Origin of the sequence: Kocuria atrinae C3-8 (assembly GCF_000286355.1) — a bacterium.
GTDB lineage: Bacteria > Actinomycetota > Actinomycetes > Actinomycetales > Micrococcaceae > Kocuria > Kocuria atrinae_A.
Window position 1 is genome coordinate 44,021 of the sequence record NZ_AJXN01000110.1, and the last position, 17,391, is coordinate 61,411.

The 17,391-nt window shown below is 63.3% G+C and carries 12 protein-coding genes and 5 pseudogenes; 10 read left to right on the top strand and 7 right to left on the bottom strand.

Translation table 11 applies throughout. The features are described 5' to 3' along the window. The first annotated feature begins 348 nt into the window (after nucleotides 1–348). From trmB to YO9_RS0112020, 5 genes and pseudogenes are all read left to right on the top strand, one after another. Nucleotides 349–1,142: pseudogene (gene trmB / locus YO9_RS0112000) on the top strand (tRNA (guanosine(46)-N7)-methyltransferase TrmB). 406 nt (nucleotides 1,143–1,548) lie between these two features. Continuing rightward, complete coding sequence (locus YO9_RS0112005; protein ID WP_016997719.1) at nucleotides 1,549–2,322, top strand: hypothetical protein; 774 nt, start codon at nucleotides 1,549–1,551, stop codon at nucleotides 2,320–2,322. Nucleotides 2,323–2,354: 32 nt separating this feature from the next. Next, nucleotides 2,355–2,858, top strand: a pseudogene (locus tag YO9_RS21705) (PASTA domain-containing protein); the annotation flags it as partial. A 191-nt stretch (nucleotides 2,859–3,049) separates the two neighbouring features. After that, nucleotides 3,050–3,409 carry a hypothetical protein gene (locus YO9_RS0112015; RefSeq protein WP_016997721.1) on the top strand — a complete coding sequence of 120 codons (360 nt, stop codon included), beginning with the start codon at nucleotides 3,050–3,052 and terminating at the stop codon, nucleotides 3,407–3,409. 334 nt (nucleotides 3,410–3,743) lie between these two features. Continuing rightward, a complete protein-coding gene (locus tag YO9_RS0112020) occupies nucleotides 3,744–5,627 on the top strand; it encodes a BCCT family transporter (protein WP_016997722.1) in 1,884 nt (627 codons plus the stop codon). A gap of 79 nt (nucleotides 5,628–5,706) precedes the next feature. On the opposite strand, the gene YO9_RS0112025 is transcribed toward YO9_RS0112020, so the two are convergent. From YO9_RS0112025 to dnaK, 4 genes and pseudogenes are all read right to left on the bottom strand, one after another. After that, nucleotides 5,707–6,141: a heat shock protein transcriptional repressor HspR gene (locus tag YO9_RS0112025; RefSeq protein ID WP_016997723.1), complete on the bottom strand. Its 435-nt coding sequence runs from the start codon at nucleotides 6,139–6,141 to the stop codon at nucleotides 5,707–5,709. A 1-nt stretch (nucleotide 6,142) separates the two neighbouring features. Beyond that, a pseudogene (locus tag YO9_RS0112030) lies at nucleotides 6,143–7,191 on the bottom strand (DnaJ C-terminal domain-containing protein). An 85-nt stretch (nucleotides 7,192–7,276) separates the two neighbouring features. Next, nucleotides 7,277–7,918: a nucleotide exchange factor GrpE gene (locus tag YO9_RS0112035; protein WP_016997724.1), complete on the bottom strand. Its 642-nt coding sequence runs from the start codon at nucleotides 7,916–7,918 to the stop codon at nucleotides 7,277–7,279. Then, nucleotides 7,915–9,785, bottom strand: a pseudogene (gene dnaK, locus YO9_RS0112040) (molecular chaperone DnaK). The gene YO9_RS0112035 and the pseudogene dnaK overlap by 4 nt, the downstream one beginning before the upstream one ends. A gap of 352 nt (nucleotides 9,786–10,137) precedes the next feature. Here dnaK and YO9_RS0112045 point away from each other — a divergent pair. The 5 genes and pseudogenes from YO9_RS0112045 to YO9_RS18415 all read left to right on the top strand — a co-directional run bounded on the left by YO9_RS0112045 (nucleotide 10,138) and on the right by YO9_RS18415 (nucleotide 14,270). Then, a complete protein-coding gene (locus YO9_RS0112045) occupies nucleotides 10,138–12,138 on the top strand; it encodes a BCCT family transporter (RefSeq protein ID WP_016997725.1) in 2,001 nt (666 codons plus the stop codon). Between the two features lie 126 nt (nucleotides 12,139–12,264). Then, entirely contained in the window at nucleotides 12,265–12,753 is a 489-nt protein-coding gene (locus YO9_RS0112050; RefSeq protein ID WP_031273202.1) for a low molecular weight protein-tyrosine-phosphatase, read from the top strand. A gap of 76 nt (nucleotides 12,754–12,829) precedes the next feature. Next, entirely contained in the window at nucleotides 12,830–13,381 is a 552-nt protein-coding gene (locus tag YO9_RS0112055; protein ID WP_016997727.1) for a uridine kinase family protein, read from the top strand. Nucleotides 13,382–13,509: 128 nt separating this feature from the next. Then, nucleotides 13,510–13,653 (top strand): annotated as a pseudogene (locus tag YO9_RS21710) (aminodeoxychorismate lyase); the annotation flags it as partial. 143 nt (nucleotides 13,654–13,796) lie between these two features. Then, nucleotides 13,797–14,270 carry an aminotransferase class IV gene (locus YO9_RS18415; RefSeq protein WP_223286495.1) on the top strand — a complete coding sequence of 158 codons (474 nt, stop codon included), beginning with the start codon at nucleotides 13,797–13,799 and terminating at the stop codon, nucleotides 14,268–14,270. Nucleotides 14,271–14,359: 89 nt separating this feature from the next. Here YO9_RS18415 and YO9_RS0112065 read toward each other — a convergent pair whose 3' ends face one another. From YO9_RS0112065 to YO9_RS0112075, 3 genes are read right to left on the bottom strand one after another with little or no spacing between them, the layout of a single operon-like run. Continuing rightward, a complete protein-coding gene (locus YO9_RS0112065) occupies nucleotides 14,360–15,157 on the bottom strand; it encodes an energy-coupling factor transporter transmembrane component T family protein (protein ID WP_016997729.1) in 798 nt (265 codons plus the stop codon). After that, nucleotides 15,154–16,725 carry an ABC transporter ATP-binding protein gene (locus YO9_RS0112070; RefSeq protein ID WP_016997730.1) on the bottom strand — a complete coding sequence of 524 codons (1,572 nt, stop codon included), beginning with the start codon at nucleotides 16,723–16,725 and terminating at the stop codon, nucleotides 15,154–15,156. Before YO9_RS0112070 ends, YO9_RS0112065 begins: the two co-directional genes overlap by 4 nt. Next, on the bottom strand, nucleotides 16,722–17,339 hold the full coding sequence (locus YO9_RS0112075; RefSeq protein ID WP_016997731.1) for an ECF transporter S component: 618 nt from the start codon (nucleotides 17,337–17,339) through the stop codon (nucleotides 16,722–16,724). The genes YO9_RS0112070 and YO9_RS0112075 overlap by 4 nt, the downstream gene beginning before the upstream one ends. Nucleotides 17,340–17,391 lie beyond the last annotated feature (52 nt).

Here is a 17,391-nt window from a genome sequence, read left to right on the forward strand (position 1 = left end):
GTCAGGGTGAGCTGAACTAGCGAGGCGGTCGATTCGAAGTACTGACCGATGTCCGGCATGGACGCGAGATACACGTCCGTGGCCATGGGGCTGACCGCGGAGAGGATGCCCAGCGCACCGATCAGCACCACACGATCCACCCGCGGTTTCAGCGCCAAACGGCTCCGGAACGGGTGAGACTCGGCGGAACTCTGACTCATGGGTGTCCTGCTCCTTTAGGTGGTGTCCCGCTTTGCGTGTGCCCAGCGTTGTTCTGGGCTGTCGAGGATGCCGCGGGCCACTCAATGCTAGGGCCTCACCGATTGCTCGTGGGCCAACATGTCACTCGGGGACTTAGGATGTTCAACGATGAACTCCAGCAACGATTCCTCCCAGACCCCTGATTCGCAGACCTCGGGCGAGCGCCCGGTCTTCCACAAGCAGCCGTACTCGTTCGTGCGCCGTGGGGACCGCCTCTCCCCCAAGCGTCAAAAAGCCTGGGATGAGTACGCCTCGCAGTGGGTGCTGGACATTCCGCGCGTCATGCCGGACACCTCTGTGGATCCCTCTTTCCGGTTGGACCACGAGGCGCTGTTCGGCCGCAAGGCACCGCTGGTCGTTGAGATCGGCTCGGGCCTGGGTGAAGCGATCGTCAATCACGCGCTGGCGCACCCCGAGTTGGACACTTGGCCGTGGAGGTCTACAAGCCGGGCATCGCAGACCTACTGATGAAGGCATCCCAGGCGGGTGTGACCAACGTTCGGGTTGCCCAGGCGAATGCCCCCGAGGTGCTCGAGCACATGCTGGAGCCCGGTTCCGTCCATGAATTGTGGGTGTTCTTCCCGGATCCGTGGCACAAGACTCGCCACCACAAACGGCGTTTGGTGTCCCCGCGCTTCGCCGGACTCGCCGCCCGTGTGCTGGAGCAGGGTGGGCTGTGGCGTCTGGCCACCGACTGGCAGGAGTACGCGGTGGTCATGCGCGAGGTGCTCGACGGCGCCTCCGATGATTTCGAGAACGTCAACCCCGGCCCCGCCGCCACCGACGAGAACCCCGAGCAGGGTTGGGCTCCCCGCTGGGACGGCCGCATCCTCACGAGCTTCGAGCGCAAGGCCACCGAGGCCGGGCGGATTCCGAGAGACCTGACGTACCGCCGTCGGTGATCTTCGGCGTAGCGGGTGACGATTTCTACGTGGCCTGGGCTGCTACTCCGCGTGTGAGACGTCGAGGGGAACATTCCAGGGGTTGCAAGAACCACTTCCAACACCTCAGGTGTCGTTAGAGCCTTTTCGCGGATGCAGAAGGGTTCTCACGACACCTGAGGTGCATCCGAGGGTCCTAATGGCACATGAACTGTCGAGTATGTGTGGTTGACGTCCACTGACACTCGTCAATTTCCATGTAATTACACATAAATTGCGTTTCCCCTAGTCACTCACGCGTAACAATGGCGTTTATATGCTGTTTTTCGCCATTTATTGCCTTGACCTATTGATCCCGGTGGGCCTTACTGCCCACACTCACTGGAGAAGACATGAGTGGGGCGCTCATGCAGGTCAGGGGACACACATGGGGGATGAGAGTGATGATCCGACCAGCCAATCAGGTTGGTCGGCGCTGGTTGATCGACTCAAAGGTCCCGGCGGAAAGCTCATCGGGATACTCGCCGTATTGTCCTCAATCATCACCATTCTGGGGTTTTTCAACATTGACAGCGACACCTTTAATTTCAATTCGATCCCCATATTGAGCTTTTTGTCTATGGCCGCGTTCCTTGGCGCGGGTCTCACAATGGTCATGTGGCTGCCAAGCTTGAAACGATCCACATTTAAAACCAAGCTATTGATTATCGCGACCATCGTGTTGACAGCGTGCGGAGTCGTAGCACTCCTGATATCGCTTATCCAGCCGAATATTCCAGGCGGTGGGGGCACAAGCGACCGGACGCTCATGGAGAGCATCGAACCTACGCCGCAGAAGTTCCAGGTTCAACGTGATGGCAGCACTGCAACCGTGAGCGGCGTGGAGATGCAGGCTAAGTCCTGCCCGCAGGAGACCTCTTCTTTCACCATCAAGTCTCTGGAACAGGGCGACCGGGTGAGTTTCTCCCTCAAGGGGTTCCCCGGTGACAACGATTCCGGATCATATGCCGTCACTGCTCACGGTGCAGGGATATCAGAGAATTACCGGATATCCCGCGGTGCAATCCAGCGAATTCAAGCGAGCGCCCAGGAAAACGGAGACTTAAACATCACAATTTCCGCGCAACACCGGCCAGACCTTGGATCCTCCTGCGATGCAACCAATGAAGTTTTGGCGATAGAAGACGCTGTCCTCAACTAACTCATCCATCCCCTCACCCCTAGGAGTTACAGATGCGTTCACGATCGACGGCCGGAGCTGGCTTGGCGCTAGCCTGTTTGCTCGCTATTACCGCTTGCGGGGGCGGTGGTTCATCCGACGACTCCGGCGGCGAATCAGCTGCAGTCGAAGCAACTACCGAAGCTGCAACTGCGAATGAGATCCCGGATCTCGTGGGCGAAGATCAGTCCAGCGCAGAGGAGCAGCTGACAGAGCTGGGCGTTCGATTCGATTCCAAGATCGAGTCCTCCTCCCAAGAGGCCGGAACAGTGATCGCGCAGAATCCTGAAGAAGGCACCCCGGTCGAAGGCGATGGCCCGCAAGTGACACTCACTGTGGCCGGGGATCCACCTGCCGTTCCCAACGTCATGGGTTCACCAGTAGACGACGCCCGTCGAGACCTCGAAAAACTCGGCTTCACGGTCGAAGAAACTGACGTCTTCGCACCCGATGCACCCAACGGTGAGGTCGTGGGACAGGATCCGGACGCGGGTGACAGTAATGCCGCCACCGTGACCTTGGAGGTGGCTCGCCCGCCTCAGAGCATGCCGTTCAAGGACACGAAGCCCATTACCTCCGGCGGCGGCTCCGGCCCCCAGGTCGACAGTGCCAGATCGGGAACGAGGAGTACGCAGAAGCTTGGGTACTCGAGTCGTACGGCAGGTCGTCTTCTGAGTTCGGCGTCAATCTCGCCGGGGATTACAGCGAGGTGGAAGGCAAACTCGGCATCAATACCTCAGACAGTGACACCGCGTGCAAGGCAACCGTCTCGTTCACCAATGAACAGGGTCGCCCACTCGGCGATGGGACCTACAACGTCACGTTCTCCAACCCCGTTGATGTGAAGTTCTCCGTGGCAGACGTGGTTCGACTCAATATCGATGCCCGGCTGACCAGCGAACAAGGCGATTGCGGCCTGGTGTTCGGTGACTTCCAGGCGACTGGGTTGAAGGAAAGTTCTTCGGACTCAACGGATTCCTCGTCATCGGCCGACCCTTCGGAGAGCGCTTCCGAAGAACCGAGCGAATCCGCCTCCCCGGAGAGCACGTCCTCCCCCAGCAGTCAGTAATTCAGTCACAGAGGAACATCTGAGGTGCCGATAGCGCCTCCCCCAACACCTGAGGGGCCGTTGGAACCTTTTCGCCACCGCAGAAGGGTTCTAACGGCCCCTCAGGTGTAGTTCATGGTTCCAGCGCCACCTCGGATGCACCCCGGACACATACCGCACCCCGGCACACAAATGTGGGGAAAAGTGGTTCGCCACCCTAACCTGGAAAGGTTGCTGACCGACTACCCCCGCAGGAGTCCCCGTGTCTTCCAGTAGTAAGCGACCACCCAATCCAGCTGATGCGCAGGCCGATCCTTCGCCACCTCGTGTGGATGTTCGCAGGCCAGCGAGCCGCATGGACGCCACGCGTTCGTTCCTGAGCGAGATCAGCTACCCCCACAACATTCACCCGGCGCTGGTGCCCGGTGTGTCCGTGGATGACCAGAAGGTCCGCTACGGGGTGGACAAGCTGGTGGTGGGTGTTGCCGGTGCGCTCATCGTTGGCTTCATCATCTGGGGCGTTGTGGCCACCGAGTCACTCACTGCGGCGTCCACCGCAGCGTTGAACTGGACCATGGTGAACATGGGCTGGGTCTTCAACGTGCTGGCCATCGGCCTGTTGCTCTACCTGCTATACGTGGCGCTCTCGAAGTACGGGCGCATCCCGCTGGGCCTGGACAATGACAAGCCCACCTACTCCACCGCCTCGTGGGCGGCCATGCTGTTCGCCGCGGGTATCGGTATCGGCATCATCTTCTTCGGCCCGTTCGAGCCGATGACCTACTTCCTGTCTCCGCGTCCCGGGTCCGCTGATCCCGCCACCGTGGACGCTATGACCAAGGCCGCCGCGCAAGCTGCCCTGCACTGGGGACTCAATGCCTGGGCCATTTACGGTCTGGTGGGTGTGGCCGTGGCCTATGCGTCCTACCGCCGCGGCCGAGTGCCCCTCATGAGCTCCGTGTTCGCCCCGTTCTTCCGCAACGGCAATACGGATAACACTGCGGGCAAGATCATCGACATGCTCGCCATCATTGCCACGCTGTTCGGCACCGCAGCCTCGTTGGGTATCGGCGCGTTGCAGATCGGTCGCGGCGTGGAAATCTTCGCGGGACTGGGCCCCACGGGCAATAACGCGGCCCTCATCATCATTGCCGTGCTGACCGCCGGCTTCATCGCTTCCGCGGTCTCCGGTGTGGCCAAGGGCATCCGCTGGCTGTCCAACATCAACATGGTTCTGGCCGTGAGCCTCGCACTGTTCTTCTTCATCGTGGGCCCCACGGCCTTCCTTCTGAACTTCGTGCCGTCCGTGGTGGTGACCTACTTTGGCGAACTCCCCGACATGTTGTCCGCGTCCATGGCGGATGGGGAAGACATGCAGGCGTTCCTGTCCTCCTGGACCACGTTCTACTGGGCCTGGTGGGTTTCGTGGGCACCCTTCGTGGGCGTGTTCGTGGCCAAAATTTCCCGCGGCCGCACCATCCGCCAGTTCATTCTGGGCGTGCTCTTGATCCCCTCGTCCATCGTGGTGCTCGCGTTCACCGTGCTCGGCGGAACCGCGATCCACCAGCAGATGGAGTCCAACGCGATCGCCCCGGACGGCACTGCAGCAACCCTGCCGGCCCCTGAGGAAATCTTCTTTGTGGTTCTGGACGGCCTGCCCGGTGCCGGAATCATGGCGGGCATCGTGGTGATCATGCTCGCGATCTTCTTCATCACCACGGCGGACTCCGCCTCGGTGGTGGCTTCGCAGATGTCCCAGCGGGGTAACCCCGAGCCCAAGAAGACCGTCACGGTGTTCTGGGGCCTGTGCATGGCGGGCATCGCCGTGGTCATGCTGTTGGTGGGCGGTCAGAACGCGCTCACCGGTCTGCAGAACATGATCACCGTGACCGCACTGCCGTTCACCGTGATCATGTTCGGCATGGTCGTGGCCTTCCACAAGGATCTGCGCCGCGACCCCATGATCATCCGCGAGAAGTATTCCCGCTGGGCCATCGACAAGTCGGTCCGCCACGGCATCGACGAGTACGGCGACGACTTCACTCTGGCAGTCGAGCGCGCTTCCGGTGACAAGAGCAAGTGGGCCGCGGGTGCGGACTTCGATTCCACCGCCCCCGAGGTCACCGACTGGTACCAGCGCACCGACGAGGACGGAAATCCCATCCCGTACGACTACGAGACCGGCGAGTACACCGAGCCGAACGACGTCGTTGATTCCAAGGACCGCTCCGACAAGTAGCCACAACAGCGAAACGCGCCGGCCTCCCCTCTGGGAGACCGGCGCGTTTCTCATGCGACGTTACAACGACGCCGCTCGCTTACTTCTTCTTGCTGCGCACCTTGGCCGGGCGGTACAACATGAGCGACTGGGAAACCTTACGAGGCGCGCGATGGCCTCCGTGGGTCAGCCTGACCACATCCCCGGAAGTGTCCGCGGCGAAGACCCGTGATTTCTCGCGTTCCCGTTCCAGCTCCTCGGATAGTTCCGTAATCCGTGATTGCAGGGCACTGACCTGGTTCTCGAGCTGGATGATCCGTTTGATGCCCTCCAGGGAGACCCCTTGCTGGGACAACCCCTGGATCTGACGCAGCTTCTCCACATCCATCTGGGAGTAGCGCCGCGCCCGACCCGACGCGCGAGAGGGCGTGACAAGCCCCAACCGGTCGTACTGTCTCAGGGTTTGCGGGTGCATGTCCGCGAGCTCGGCGGCTACCGAGATCACGAACACGGGTTGCGTGAAATCAAGGGCCATGTCACTCAGCCGCCTTCTCGCTCAAACCTGCACGGGGATCGAAATCCTCGGTGGCCTTAGCGAACGCTTCCACAGCCTCCTTCGCCTGATCATCCAGGGTCTTGGGAAGCTCGATGTCGACCGTGACGATCATGTTCCCGGTCTTGGAGCCGGAGGTGAACCCCTTGCCCTTGACCCGGAAGCGACGCCCGGAAGACGTACCCGCGGGAATCTTCACGTTCACGTGGTTGCCGTCCAAGGTGGGCACCTCGATGGTGGCGCCCAGGGCGGCTTCACTCACGGTCACCGGCACGGTAACGGCCACGTTCTGACCGTCACGGGTGAAGAACGGGTGGTCCTTGACCTTGATGGTCACGAACAGATCGCCGTTGCCGCCGGGGCCCGAATGCCCCTTGCCCGCGACCTTGAGGCGTTGTTCGTCCTTGACGCCCTTGGGCACGCGAACCGTGGTGGTCTGGCCGTTGCCACGGCGCAGCTTCACGGTGGTGCCGTTGTAGGCCGAACGCAACGGAATGGTCGTGGTGGTGTGGATGTCCTCGCCCTTGGCGGGCGGGCCTGATAGCCACCGTAACCACCCGGGGCGCCGTACGCGGGGCCACCCGACGTGGTGAAGCGGGTGCCACCGTCCTGACCGCCGAACTGCGCGAACAGATCCTCGAATCCGCCCCCGCCGGAGAACCCTCCGCCGGACGTGGAGTAGCTCGTGCGACGGCCACCGCGGCCGCCACCGCCGAACATTCCGCCAAAGATGTCTTCGAAGCTCGCGTCACCGGCCGCGCCTCCGCCACCCGGGGAACCGGCAAATCGAGCACCGGAGCCCATGGCTCGGATCGCGTCGTACTCTTCGCGTTCGTCCTTGTCGGAGAGCACCGAATTGGCCTCGGTGATGTCCTTGAATTTTTTCTCCGCAGCAGCATCCCCTGGGTTCTGGTCCGGGTGATACTTGCGGGCCAGCTTGCGATAGGCCTTCTTGATATCGGCCTGGGATGCGTCCTTGGAGACGCCCAGGACACTGTAGAAATCCTTATCGATCCAGTCCTGACTGGCCATGACGCCTCCTTTCAATTAAGAATATGTGTTTTGTGCGAGTCAGGGCGGGTCTCGTCATGAAGACCCGCCCTGACCTTGTGTCGCTTTACGGCTGTGCCGCTACGGCTACCTGAGCCGCGCGGACCACCCGGTTACCGATCTTGAAACCAGATCGCAACACCATGGACACATGGTCCGGTTCCACCTCATCGGTGGGCTGCTGCAACACGGCTTCGTGAATGTTGGGGTCGAATACCTCGCCCACTTCGCCGAGCCGTTCCAGACCCTGACGGGTCAACGTCTCGTCCAGCTTGTTGGCGATCGCGGCGAACGGTCCATCCGTGAGGTCACCGGCCTTGCGAGCGGCTTCGATGTCGTCCAGAACCGGCAGCAACGCGGTGATCATGTCCGCGGAGACGAAGTCTCGCAGCTGATCGCGTTCCCGCGTGGTGCGGTTCTTGAAGTTCACGAACTCCGCCTGCAAGCGGCGCAGGTCCTCAAGACGCTCGTCCGCGAGCTCCTGCGCGGCGCTGTCGCCGCCCGGGGCGGCGTCTTCGGGGTTCGACGACGCCGCGTCGGCAGCTTCTACGCCCTCGGACTGCGGGGTGTCGAGGATGTCATCCACGGTCAACCCCGGTTCGCCCTGAGACTGCTGCTCACCGGACTGGGCGTGAGCGGAGTGCTCCGGGTCCCCCTCCGGCACGGACTGGCCGTGGCCCTTGGTGTTCTCGGAATCGCTCATGCTCACTTCTTTCCGTTGTTGTCTTCTTCATCGTCGACAACCTCGGCGTCAACGATGTCGTCGTCTTCCTTGGGAGCCTCTTCCGCACCGGCGGCACCGGCATCAGCTGCACCGTCAGCCTGGGACTGCGCGTACAGGGCCTCACCGATCTTGGTCTGTGAGGACTGCAGCTTGTCGAACGCGGTCTTCACTGCGTCGTCGTCAGTGCCTCGAGTGCGGCCTTGACGGCGTCAACGTCGGCCTGGACCTCGGACTTGACGTCCTCGGGCAGTGCGCCTTCGTCGTCGTTGAGCAGCTTCTCCACGGAGTAAGCCGTCTGCTCGGCGTTGTTGCGCAGGTCAGCGGCTTCGCGGCGCTTCTTGTCCGACTCAGCGTTGGCTTCAGCATCCTTGACCATGCGGTCGATGTCTTCCTTGGAGAGGGAAGTACCACCGGTGATGGTCATGGACTGTTCCTTGTTGGTGCCCTTGTCCTTGGCGAACACGTGCACGATGCCGTTGGCGTCGATGTCGAAGGTGACCTCGATCTGCGGCATTCCGCGAGGAGCCGGTGCGATACCGGTCAGCTCGAAGGTGCCCAGGTTCTTGTTGTCCCGAGTGAACTCACGCTCACCCTGGAAGACCTGAATGGACACGGACGGCTGGTTGTCCTCAGCGGTCGTGAAGGTCTCGGAACGCTTGGTGGGGATGGCCGTGTTGCGCTCGATGAGCTTGGTCATCACGCCACCCTTGGTTTCGATACCCAGGGACAGCGGGGTCACGTCGATCAGCAGGACGTCCTTGCGGTCACCCATGAGCACGCCGGCCTGGATCGCGGCGCCAACGGCCACGACCTCATCCGGGTTCACGCCCTTGTTGGGAGCCTTACCGGCCATCTCGGTGACCTTCTCGACCACGGCGGGCATACGAGTGGAACCACCCACGAGCACCACGTGATCGATGTCGGAAACCTTGATGCCTGCTTCTGCGATGACGTCCTTGAAGGGCTTCTCAGTGCGTGCCAACAGGTCGGAGGTCAGTTCCTGGAACTTGGCGCGAGTGAGCTTCTCGTCCAAGTGCACCGGACCCTCGGGGGTCACGGACAGGTACTGCAGGGAGATGTTGGTCGAGGTGGCCGAGGACAGTTCCTTCTTGGCCTGCTCAGCGGCTTCCTTCAGGCGCTGCAGAGCGATCTTGTCCTTCGACAGGTCCGCACCGGTCTTGGACTTGACCTGCTGGAGCAGCCAATCCACGATGCGCTGATCCCAGTCGTCACCGCCCAGGCGGTTGTCACCGGCGGTGGCGCGCACCTGAATGGTGGAGAAGTCGTCGTCGTCCTTGCCAACTTCCAGCAGCGAGACGTCGAACGTACCGCCACCGAGGTCGAAGACCAGGATGAGCTCGTCTTCCTTGCCCTTTTCCAGGCCGTAGGCCAGAGCCGCAGCGGTGGGCTCGTTGATGATGCGGAGCACGTTCATGCCCGCAACCTCACCGGCCTCCTTGGTGGCCTGACGCTCTGCGTCGTTGAAGTACGCGGGAACGGTGATCACGGCGTCCGTGACCTTGTCACCCAGGTACGACTCGGCGTCGTTCTTGAGCTTCATGAGCGTACGAGCCGAGATTTCCTGCGGCGTGTACTTCTTGCCGTCAATGTCCTGGGTCTTCCAGTCAGTGCCCATGTGGCGCTTGACCGACGCGATGGTGCGGTCAACGTTGGTCACTGCCTGACGCTTGGCGACGTCACCCACCAGGGTTTCGCCGTCCTTGGAGTACGCCACGACGGAGGGAGTGGTGCGGTTACCTTCCGCGTTGGCGATAACTACCGGTTCGCCACCCTCGAGGGCGGCGACAACGGAGTTGGTAGTGCCGAGGTCAATACCTACTGCACGAGACATAGTTGCGGGTCCTTTCGTTCGACTGCTTGTTCTGCTTGTTCCCGACGCCGCTGCACTCGCGGACGATCGAGAGAAGTCCAAACTTGAGTTGTTATGACTCAAGTCTGCCACGTGAGCGCCAGAAGTCAAGCAAAGTTGAGTCAGATCCACTCAATGTGACGGACCTAACACCAGCAAGGTCACATTCAGGCAGTCTGACTAATCACTGCGAACTCGATACAATCGTGTGTTTGTGCGCGGGGATTCCTTTTCGGCGCTAGCTAGGTAGCGCAGGACCCCGCTCTTCAGAGGAGATGCACCCCTACTCGACTCCACGATTCATCCACTCGACGCCATGTCCAGGAGGACCGTCTTGAGCACGCCGCCACATTCTCCAGAGAACCAACCCGGTTCCAGTTCGACCACGACCACCGAATCCCCCAACGGTGAAATCATCTACCGGGACAACCGCAGCCGTCCCCGCCGAATCTTCGACGAGCTGACCTACCCCCACGGCATCCACCCGGCGCTGGTCCCGGGCGTGGGCGTGGAGGACCGCAAGCTGTCCTTCGGTACCGACAAGGTGGTCTTCCTGGTCACCGCGGCCCTGATCCTGGCCTTCATCCTGTGGGGCATCCTCTCCACGGAAACCCTGAGCAACGTCTCAACGACCGCCTTGGCCTGGGTCACTGCCAACACCGGCTGGTTCTTCATCCTGCTCTCCACCGCAGCAGTGCTCTTCATGCTGGTCATCGGCTTCACTCGCACCGGCCGCATCAAGCTCGGTCGTGACAACGAGCCGCCCGAGTATTCCTTCTTCTCCTGGCTCGCCATGCTCTTCGCTGCGGGCATGGGCATCGGCCTGATGTTCTACGGCGCGTTCGAGCCCATGACCTACTTCGAAGGCGGCATCCCCGGTTTCGAGGGCGTGGCCGATGCCGGCAGCGACTCCATCGTCGTGTACTCCCTGGTCCAAACCGCGTTCCACTGGGCACTGAACCCCTGGGCCATTTACGCAGTGGTGGGTGTCTCCGTGGCCTACGGTGCGTACCGCCGTGGCCGTGCGCCGTTGATCTCCCGCATCTTCACCACGCTTCTCGGCCAGCGTCAGGTAGAAGGCACGCTGGGCAAGCTCATCGACGTGTTCGCCATCTTCGCAACCCTCTTCGGCACCGCTGCGTCCTTGGGCTTCGGCGCGATTCAGATTTCCCAAGGTCTGAACATCGTGGGCGGTATCGGCTCGGCCGGTAACTCGACGGCCATCGTGGTCATTTGCATTCTGTCGATCGCGTTCATTGTTTCGGCGGTGTCCGGTGTGTCCCGCGGCATCCGCTACCTCTCCAACACCAACCTGGTGCTGGCCTTCATCCTGGCCCTGTTCGTGTTCGTCGTGGGCCCCACGGTATTCATGCTCAGCCTGATCCCGTCCGTGTTCTCCACCTATATCTCCGAGTACCTCTTCATGACCGGCCAGTCGGCCGCATGGGGACCCGCCGCTGCTGAGTTCTCCAGCACCTGGACCGTGTACTACTGGGCTTGGTGGATGTCCTGGGCGCCGTTCGTGGGTATGTTCATCGCCAAGATCTCCCGGGGCCGCACCATCCGTCAGTTCGTGACCGTGGTGCTCGTGGTGCCCGCCTCCGTGTGTGTCCTGTGGTTCATCGTCTTCGGTGGTTCGGCCATGTACTACGCGCAGAACGGTGCGGATCTGACCGTGGAGAGCGGCGCGGAGTCCATGCTGTTCGGATTGCTGGACCAGTTGCCGTTGTCGGCCATCACCTCCGTGCTGGCCATGATCGTGATCGGCATCTTCTTCGTGACCAGTGCGGACTCCGCGTCCGTGGTCATGGGCACCATGACGCAGAAGGGCAAGCCGGTCCCGTCCAAGTGGATCGTCATCTTCTGGGGCCTGTGCCTGGCCGGCATCGCGATCGTGATGCTGCTCGTGGGCGGCGACAACGCCCTGGCCGGGATGCAGAATCTGGTGATTGTCTCCGCGCTGCCGTTCGCCATCATCATGGCCGGCATGATGATCTCGCTGTTCAAGGATCTCCGGAAGGACCCGGCCACCTTGCGTTCGCGCTTCGCAGCGTCCGCAGTGGACAAGGCAGTCTCCACGGGTCTGGCCGAGCACGGAGATGACTTCGCGCTGCAGGTCGAACATGCCGAGGGCCACCGCGCCGCCGGCCAGGACTTCGACTCCCACGACCCCTCGGTCACCGAGTGGTACCGGCAGACCGATGAGGACGGCAAGGAGATCCCGTTCGAGTACGAGACCGCGTGGTCCTCGTCCCCCGTGGACGACCTTGCGGAGACCACTCCGGACAGCGAGGCTCCTTGGAAGAAGGGGAACGACTCCCCCACACAGCAGTAATCTGCGGTCATTAGCTGACTGTTCCTGAATTGGGGGCCTGGTGCGGATCGGCACCAGGCCCCCATTTTTGTGGGCGGATCGAACCGGAGCCGTCACATTCATGCAAAGTTTCGTAAAGTGGGGGTCATGTTCAAAATCGTCACGGTGTGCACCGGCAACATCTGCCGCTCCCCCATGGCCCACGCCCTGCTCGACGCAGAGCTGGCCAAGGCGGGTCTGCAGGACCGGGTGAGCGTGATCTCCGCTGGAATCAGCGATGAGGAGCACGGCAATCCCGTGGATTCCCGCGCCGTCACTGTGTTGTCCCGCAACGATCTCGAGTTGCCGGACCATCAGGCCCACCGCATCACCGACGACGAACTCCAGGACGCCGATCTGCTGCTGGCCATGACGGCCGCACATCAGGCCGAGCTGCGCCGTCGGCTGGGCGATGACCACGCCGAGAAGGTGCGGCTCATGCGCTCGTTCGGTGCGCAGGACAGCGACGGGGACGACCTGGACATCGCCGACCCCTGGTACGGCGGCGCGGAAGACTTCGACCTGGCCTGGGAACAAATCCAGGCGGCGGTCCCGCACGTGGTCTCCGAGGTCTCGCAGAGGCTCAAGACATCGTGATCGACCCCGAGGAAAATTTCGACGACGCCCTGTTCGCGGCTATCCCGAGGGCGTGAACTTGGCCCGGTTACTTCCCGTGCCCACGCAGCGACCGTTCATCGTCGGCATCGACGGCCGGTCCGGTGCCGGAAAAACCACCCTGACCGCACAGCTCGCCGCCGTGTTGGAGCGTCGCCACGATGTCACGGTGTTCCACCTGGAGGACATCTACCCGGGGTGGAACGGCCTGGAAGAGGGCATCGACCAGTACGTGAACGAGGTCCTGAAACCCCTGCGCAATGGGCAAGATGCTCATTGGACCGCGTGGGACTGGCTGACCAATGAGCCCGGCACTCCCCGGCTCACTCGCGCCGCAGAAATAGTGCTGGTGGAGGGCGTGGGAGCCTGCAATGAACTCGCCCGCCCCCTGCTCGACACCTCGGTGTGGGTCGAGCTCCCGGCAAACTTGCGGAAACTGCGCGCCCTGGAGCGCGACGGCCGCTCCTACGAGAAATTTTGGGATATCTGGGCCGAACAGGAACAGGCCTATCTCGCTGCGGATCCGGTCTGGGAGAACGCGGAAGTTCTGCACCCCGGACCGGCCCCGGAATCAGCAACATCTCCCGAAGACGGACAGGGACAGTCATGAGTGATGTGCAGCGCGCGGTAGTCATGATGGCCCCCGTGGATCAAGAGCCTCACCTGGTCGATCCCTCTCGACCGCTGGTCCTCATCGACGACGAGGGGCTGACCCGCGGCGACGGTGTCTTCGAGACAATGCACGCTCTGGACGGCGAGGTCTACAAGTTCGGTGCGCACTACCGCCGGCTCTGCGCGTCCGCCCGCTTGGCTCAACTCCCGGTGCCTTCGGAACAGTCCTGTCGGCAGGCCATTGAACTGGGGCTCGCGAACGCTGGCCCCGGAGGCGACGCCGGATTGGGTGCCGAGCACGCCATCAAACTCAGCATCAGCCGCGGCGCCCCGGTGGAGCACCGTGGGCATGGCTCACGGTCACCCCGGTCGGCGAAGCGACGTTCGCGGTGCGGCGCAACGGTGTCTCCGCCGTGCTGCTGCAGCGTGGCCACGATCCCGCGGAGGACTCCGGCTGCGCGTGGTTGCTCCCCGGCGCCAAGACGCTCTCGTACGCGGTCAATATGGCCGCCCTGCGTCACGCGCGGGATCTGGGCGCGGACGAGGCCATCTTCACCACCTCGACCGATCGTCGAGTACTCGAGGCGGCGACGTCGTCCGTGATTTGCGCGCGCACCGGCCACGGCGAGCGCACGCTGATAACGCCCGAACCTTCGCACGGCATTCTGCCGGGCACCTCGCAGGCGCGGATTTTCGCGGCGGCCCGCCAGGATGGCTGGCGCATCGACTACGGTCCCATCTACCCGGCAGACCTGCTCCGCGCCGACGCCGTGTGGCTCACCTCGTCCGTGCGGCTCGCTGTGCCCGTTGTGCGACTGGACCAGCAACCGCTGCCGCACAGCCGTGAGCTCACGGAGCTGCTCACCGGTTACCTGGTGGGTCGCTGACGCGGAACTCCGCGGCACCGATCGCACGACTTGAGTGCGGTCGGCATCCAGGGCGGTAGGCATCCACACTGCCGAGTCGAGACCCTTGACTACTGCCAGATGAACCGGTGCGTCCCCATCAGCATGGATACCGCAATGGCACCCACCGCGATCAGCACCGCAGCGCCGCCCGTGTAGAGGTCCACGCGGCTGTAGCTGGGCACACGCGCCCACGTACGCTTTCCGGCGCCGAACCCGCGCGCTTCCATGGTCATCGCCAAGCGAGTGGCCCTGCGGAGCGACTGAACCAGCAGGGTGAACGCCTGACCGCCGAACTCCTTGGTCATCCCCACCGGCCCGCGGTCGTTGCCGGCACCGCGGGCACGCCGAGCCGAGGCCAGGACGGACCATTCCTTGACCATGACCTCCACCAGGCGCAGCGCCGCCAATGAGGCCAGCACGAAACGCTCGGGCAACCGCAAGGTTTGCGCCAGACCGTCCGCCAGATCCGTGGGGTCGGTGGTGAGCAGCACCGTGATGCCGGGCAGCGCGATGGCCAGGCCACGCAGCGCGATAGCGGCACCGGCCGCCAACGACCCGGTGGTCACGGTGATCCACCCCAGATTCAGCAGCACCGTGCCGCCCTCCGGGGACAGCATGGCGGTGCCCCAGCCGCTGATGAGCGCCGCCACCGTGATGGGCCACAGAGTGAGAAGCAGGCGCAGCGGTTTCTGCCCCGCCGCGCTGAGCAGGATCAGTTGGCCGAGCAGCGCGATGCCACTGGTCACCGGGTCCGCGCTCACCACGAGCACGGCGGTGATGAGCAGGGCACCCAGCAGTTTGACCACGGCATTGGAGCGGCCTACGGGGCTGAACCGGGCGGTGTCCCCGATAGTCGTGACGCTCATGCTCCCAACCTCATTTCCACGGCGTTGAGGGCCTTGATGAGTTCACGGTCGTGGGTCACGGCCACCACGGCGGTGCCGCGTTCCATCTCCTCGACCAGCATGGTGACCAGTTCGCGCCACGTTTCTGCATCCTGGCCGAACGTGGGCTCGTCCAGGATCAGCACCTCCGGGGCGGAGGCCAGCACGGTGGCCACCGACAGTCGCCGCTTCTGCCCGCCGGACAGCGTGAACGGGTTGGCATCCGCGATGTCCTCGAGATCCAAGCGTCGGAGGAGGCTGTCGATGCGCTCTTCGTTCACGCCGGGTCCTGCCCCGTGACGTGCCGCCTGAAGCGGGCCGTATTCCAGTTCCGCACGCACGGTGGAACACAGGAACTGGTGCTCGGGGTGCTGGAACACACTGCCGATGCGGGTGATGAGTTCGGATCCCTCCCACAGGGAGGGGTCCGCGGGTGCATCCCCGGCGAGGGCCTCCGTGGCCAGCACGGTTCCGGCGCACGGCAACAGTAGTCCCGCGAGGGTCAGGGCCAGCGTGGATTTTCCCGCGCCGTTCTGTCCGGTGATGGCCAGCGCCTGCCCCGCTCGCACGGTCAGGTTGATGTTCGCCGCGGCCGGAATAGCATTCCCGTTACCGAATACATCCGTTTCAACGGGCCTTCCCTTGGCCCAGGCCTTTCGCCCACGACGACGCCGCCGCGCCACCACTCGCGAGTTCGGTTGTGTTCGGCTCGCGGCCAGCCCGCGCGTTTCCAACAGTGGCGCGGCCTGCGCATCGCGTGCCGGGGCAGGGCGAGTGTGGGGTGTCCAGTCCGGAACCCATGTGCCCTGCTTTTGCAGCAGCTCACGAGCGTCCACGAGCACGTCCTTGGTCGGACCGTCGAAGGCGATGCTTCCGTGATCATCAAGCACGATCACGCGGTCCACCACGGACTCCCAGAGACCCACGCGATGCTCGACCACGATCAGGGTGGTACCTGCCATTGCCACCACGCGGTCCACGGCGTCGCGCAGCTCGACCGCTCCCTGCTCGTCCACGCTGGCGGTGGGTTCGTCCAGCAGCAACAGTTGCGGGTGCATGGCCATGGTTCCGGCCAGCGCCAGGCGTTGCTTCTGGCCACCGGACAGTGCGGTCGTGGAGTGATCCAGCGGCAGGTCCAGACCGACTTCGGCGAGGGCGGCACCCACCCGAGGCCAGATCTGCTCGCGAGGTACGGCGAGATTCTCCAGGCCGAAAGCGACGTCGTCGCCCACGCGCGCCAGGATCACCTGTGTCTCCGGGTCTTGGTGCATGAAGCCCACCGACCCGCGGGCGTCGCGCGGGTCCAGGCCGTTGACGGTGAGATCCCCGGAACGGGACTCACCGTCCGGGTCTTGTTCGACCCCGGCCATGGCCTGGAGCAGTGTCGATTTTCCGGCACCCGATGGGCCCAGCAGCATCACGCGCTCACCCGGCCGGATCCGGGCGCTGACCGCGCTCAAGGACGGCTGTTCGCGGCCCGGGTAGTGCCACCCGAAGTCCGTGAGCACCACTTCCGCCCCGCGCTGCTCCACGGCCACGTGCGAACTCATCGCCGCGCTGCGCCCGAGGCCAGGCCGTTGAGCACTCCCGTCTTCTGCAACGCACGGGTGACCAACCACATCAGAACACCGGCGATGATCGCACCGGACAGCGTGGTGAGAGATGCGTAGACCACTTGCTGGTCGAGGGCCCATTCGAAGTTGTACATGATGTTCTCGCTGACGCCCATGAACAGTCCGGCCAGGGCCCCACCCGCGGCGGCAACGGCCAAACCGAACTTCCGGTAGCGGGTCAGCAGGAACACGATTTCCACGGCCGCACCTTGCACCAGACCGGAAATGATCACGGTCCACCCGAAGTGCGTGCCCAGGAAACCCTCCAGGACGGCTGCGAGCAACTCGCAGAAAATAGCCGCGCCGGGCTTACGAATGATCAGCGCGCCCAGGCTTCCGGCGATCAGCCAGCCGCCGCCGATCATGCCGGTCGCCGGCGGATAGGCCACAGCAGCAGTGGTCGCCACCGGGTAGAGCAGATTAGCCCACGCCCAGAAGACGACCGCGCATACGGCGGCCAGCACCGCGGCCACCACGATGTCCACCACGCGCCACGACTTCTGAGGCGTGTTCTTGCGCGTACGAGATGTGTTGGTCTGAACCTGTGTCATGTTTCATCCTCCTGATGAGTACAGGAGGGGAAAGAACCATGCACGGATCATG

Bases quoted from the DNA above. Each gene is read 5' to 3' on its own strand.
- YO9_RS0112050 (WP_031273202.1), top strand. From the start codon at position 12,265: ATGTTCAAAATCGTCACGGTGTGCACCGGCAACATCTGCCGCTCCCCC.
- YO9_RS0112005 (WP_016997719.1), top strand. From the start codon at position 1,549: ATGGGGGATGAGAGTGATGATCCGACCAGCCAATCAGGTTGGTCGGCG.
- YO9_RS0112020 (WP_016997722.1), top strand. From the start codon at position 3,744: ATGGACGCCACGCGTTCGTTCCTGAGCGAGATCAGCTACCCCCACAAC.
- YO9_RS0112075 (WP_016997731.1), bottom strand. From the start codon at position 17,339: ATGACACAGGTTCAGACCAACACATCTCGTACGCGCAAGAACACGCCT.
- YO9_RS0112065 (WP_016997729.1), bottom strand. From the start codon at position 15,157: ATGAGCGTCACGACTATCGGGGACACCGCCCGGTTCAGCCCCGTAGGC.
- YO9_RS0112070 (WP_016997730.1), bottom strand. From the start codon at position 16,725: ATGAGTTCGCACGTGGCCGTGGAGCAGCGCGGGGCGGAAGTGGTGCTC.
- YO9_RS0112025 (WP_016997723.1), bottom strand. From the start codon at position 6,141: ATGGCCCTTGATTTCACGCAACCCGTGTTCGTGATCTCGGTAGCCGCC.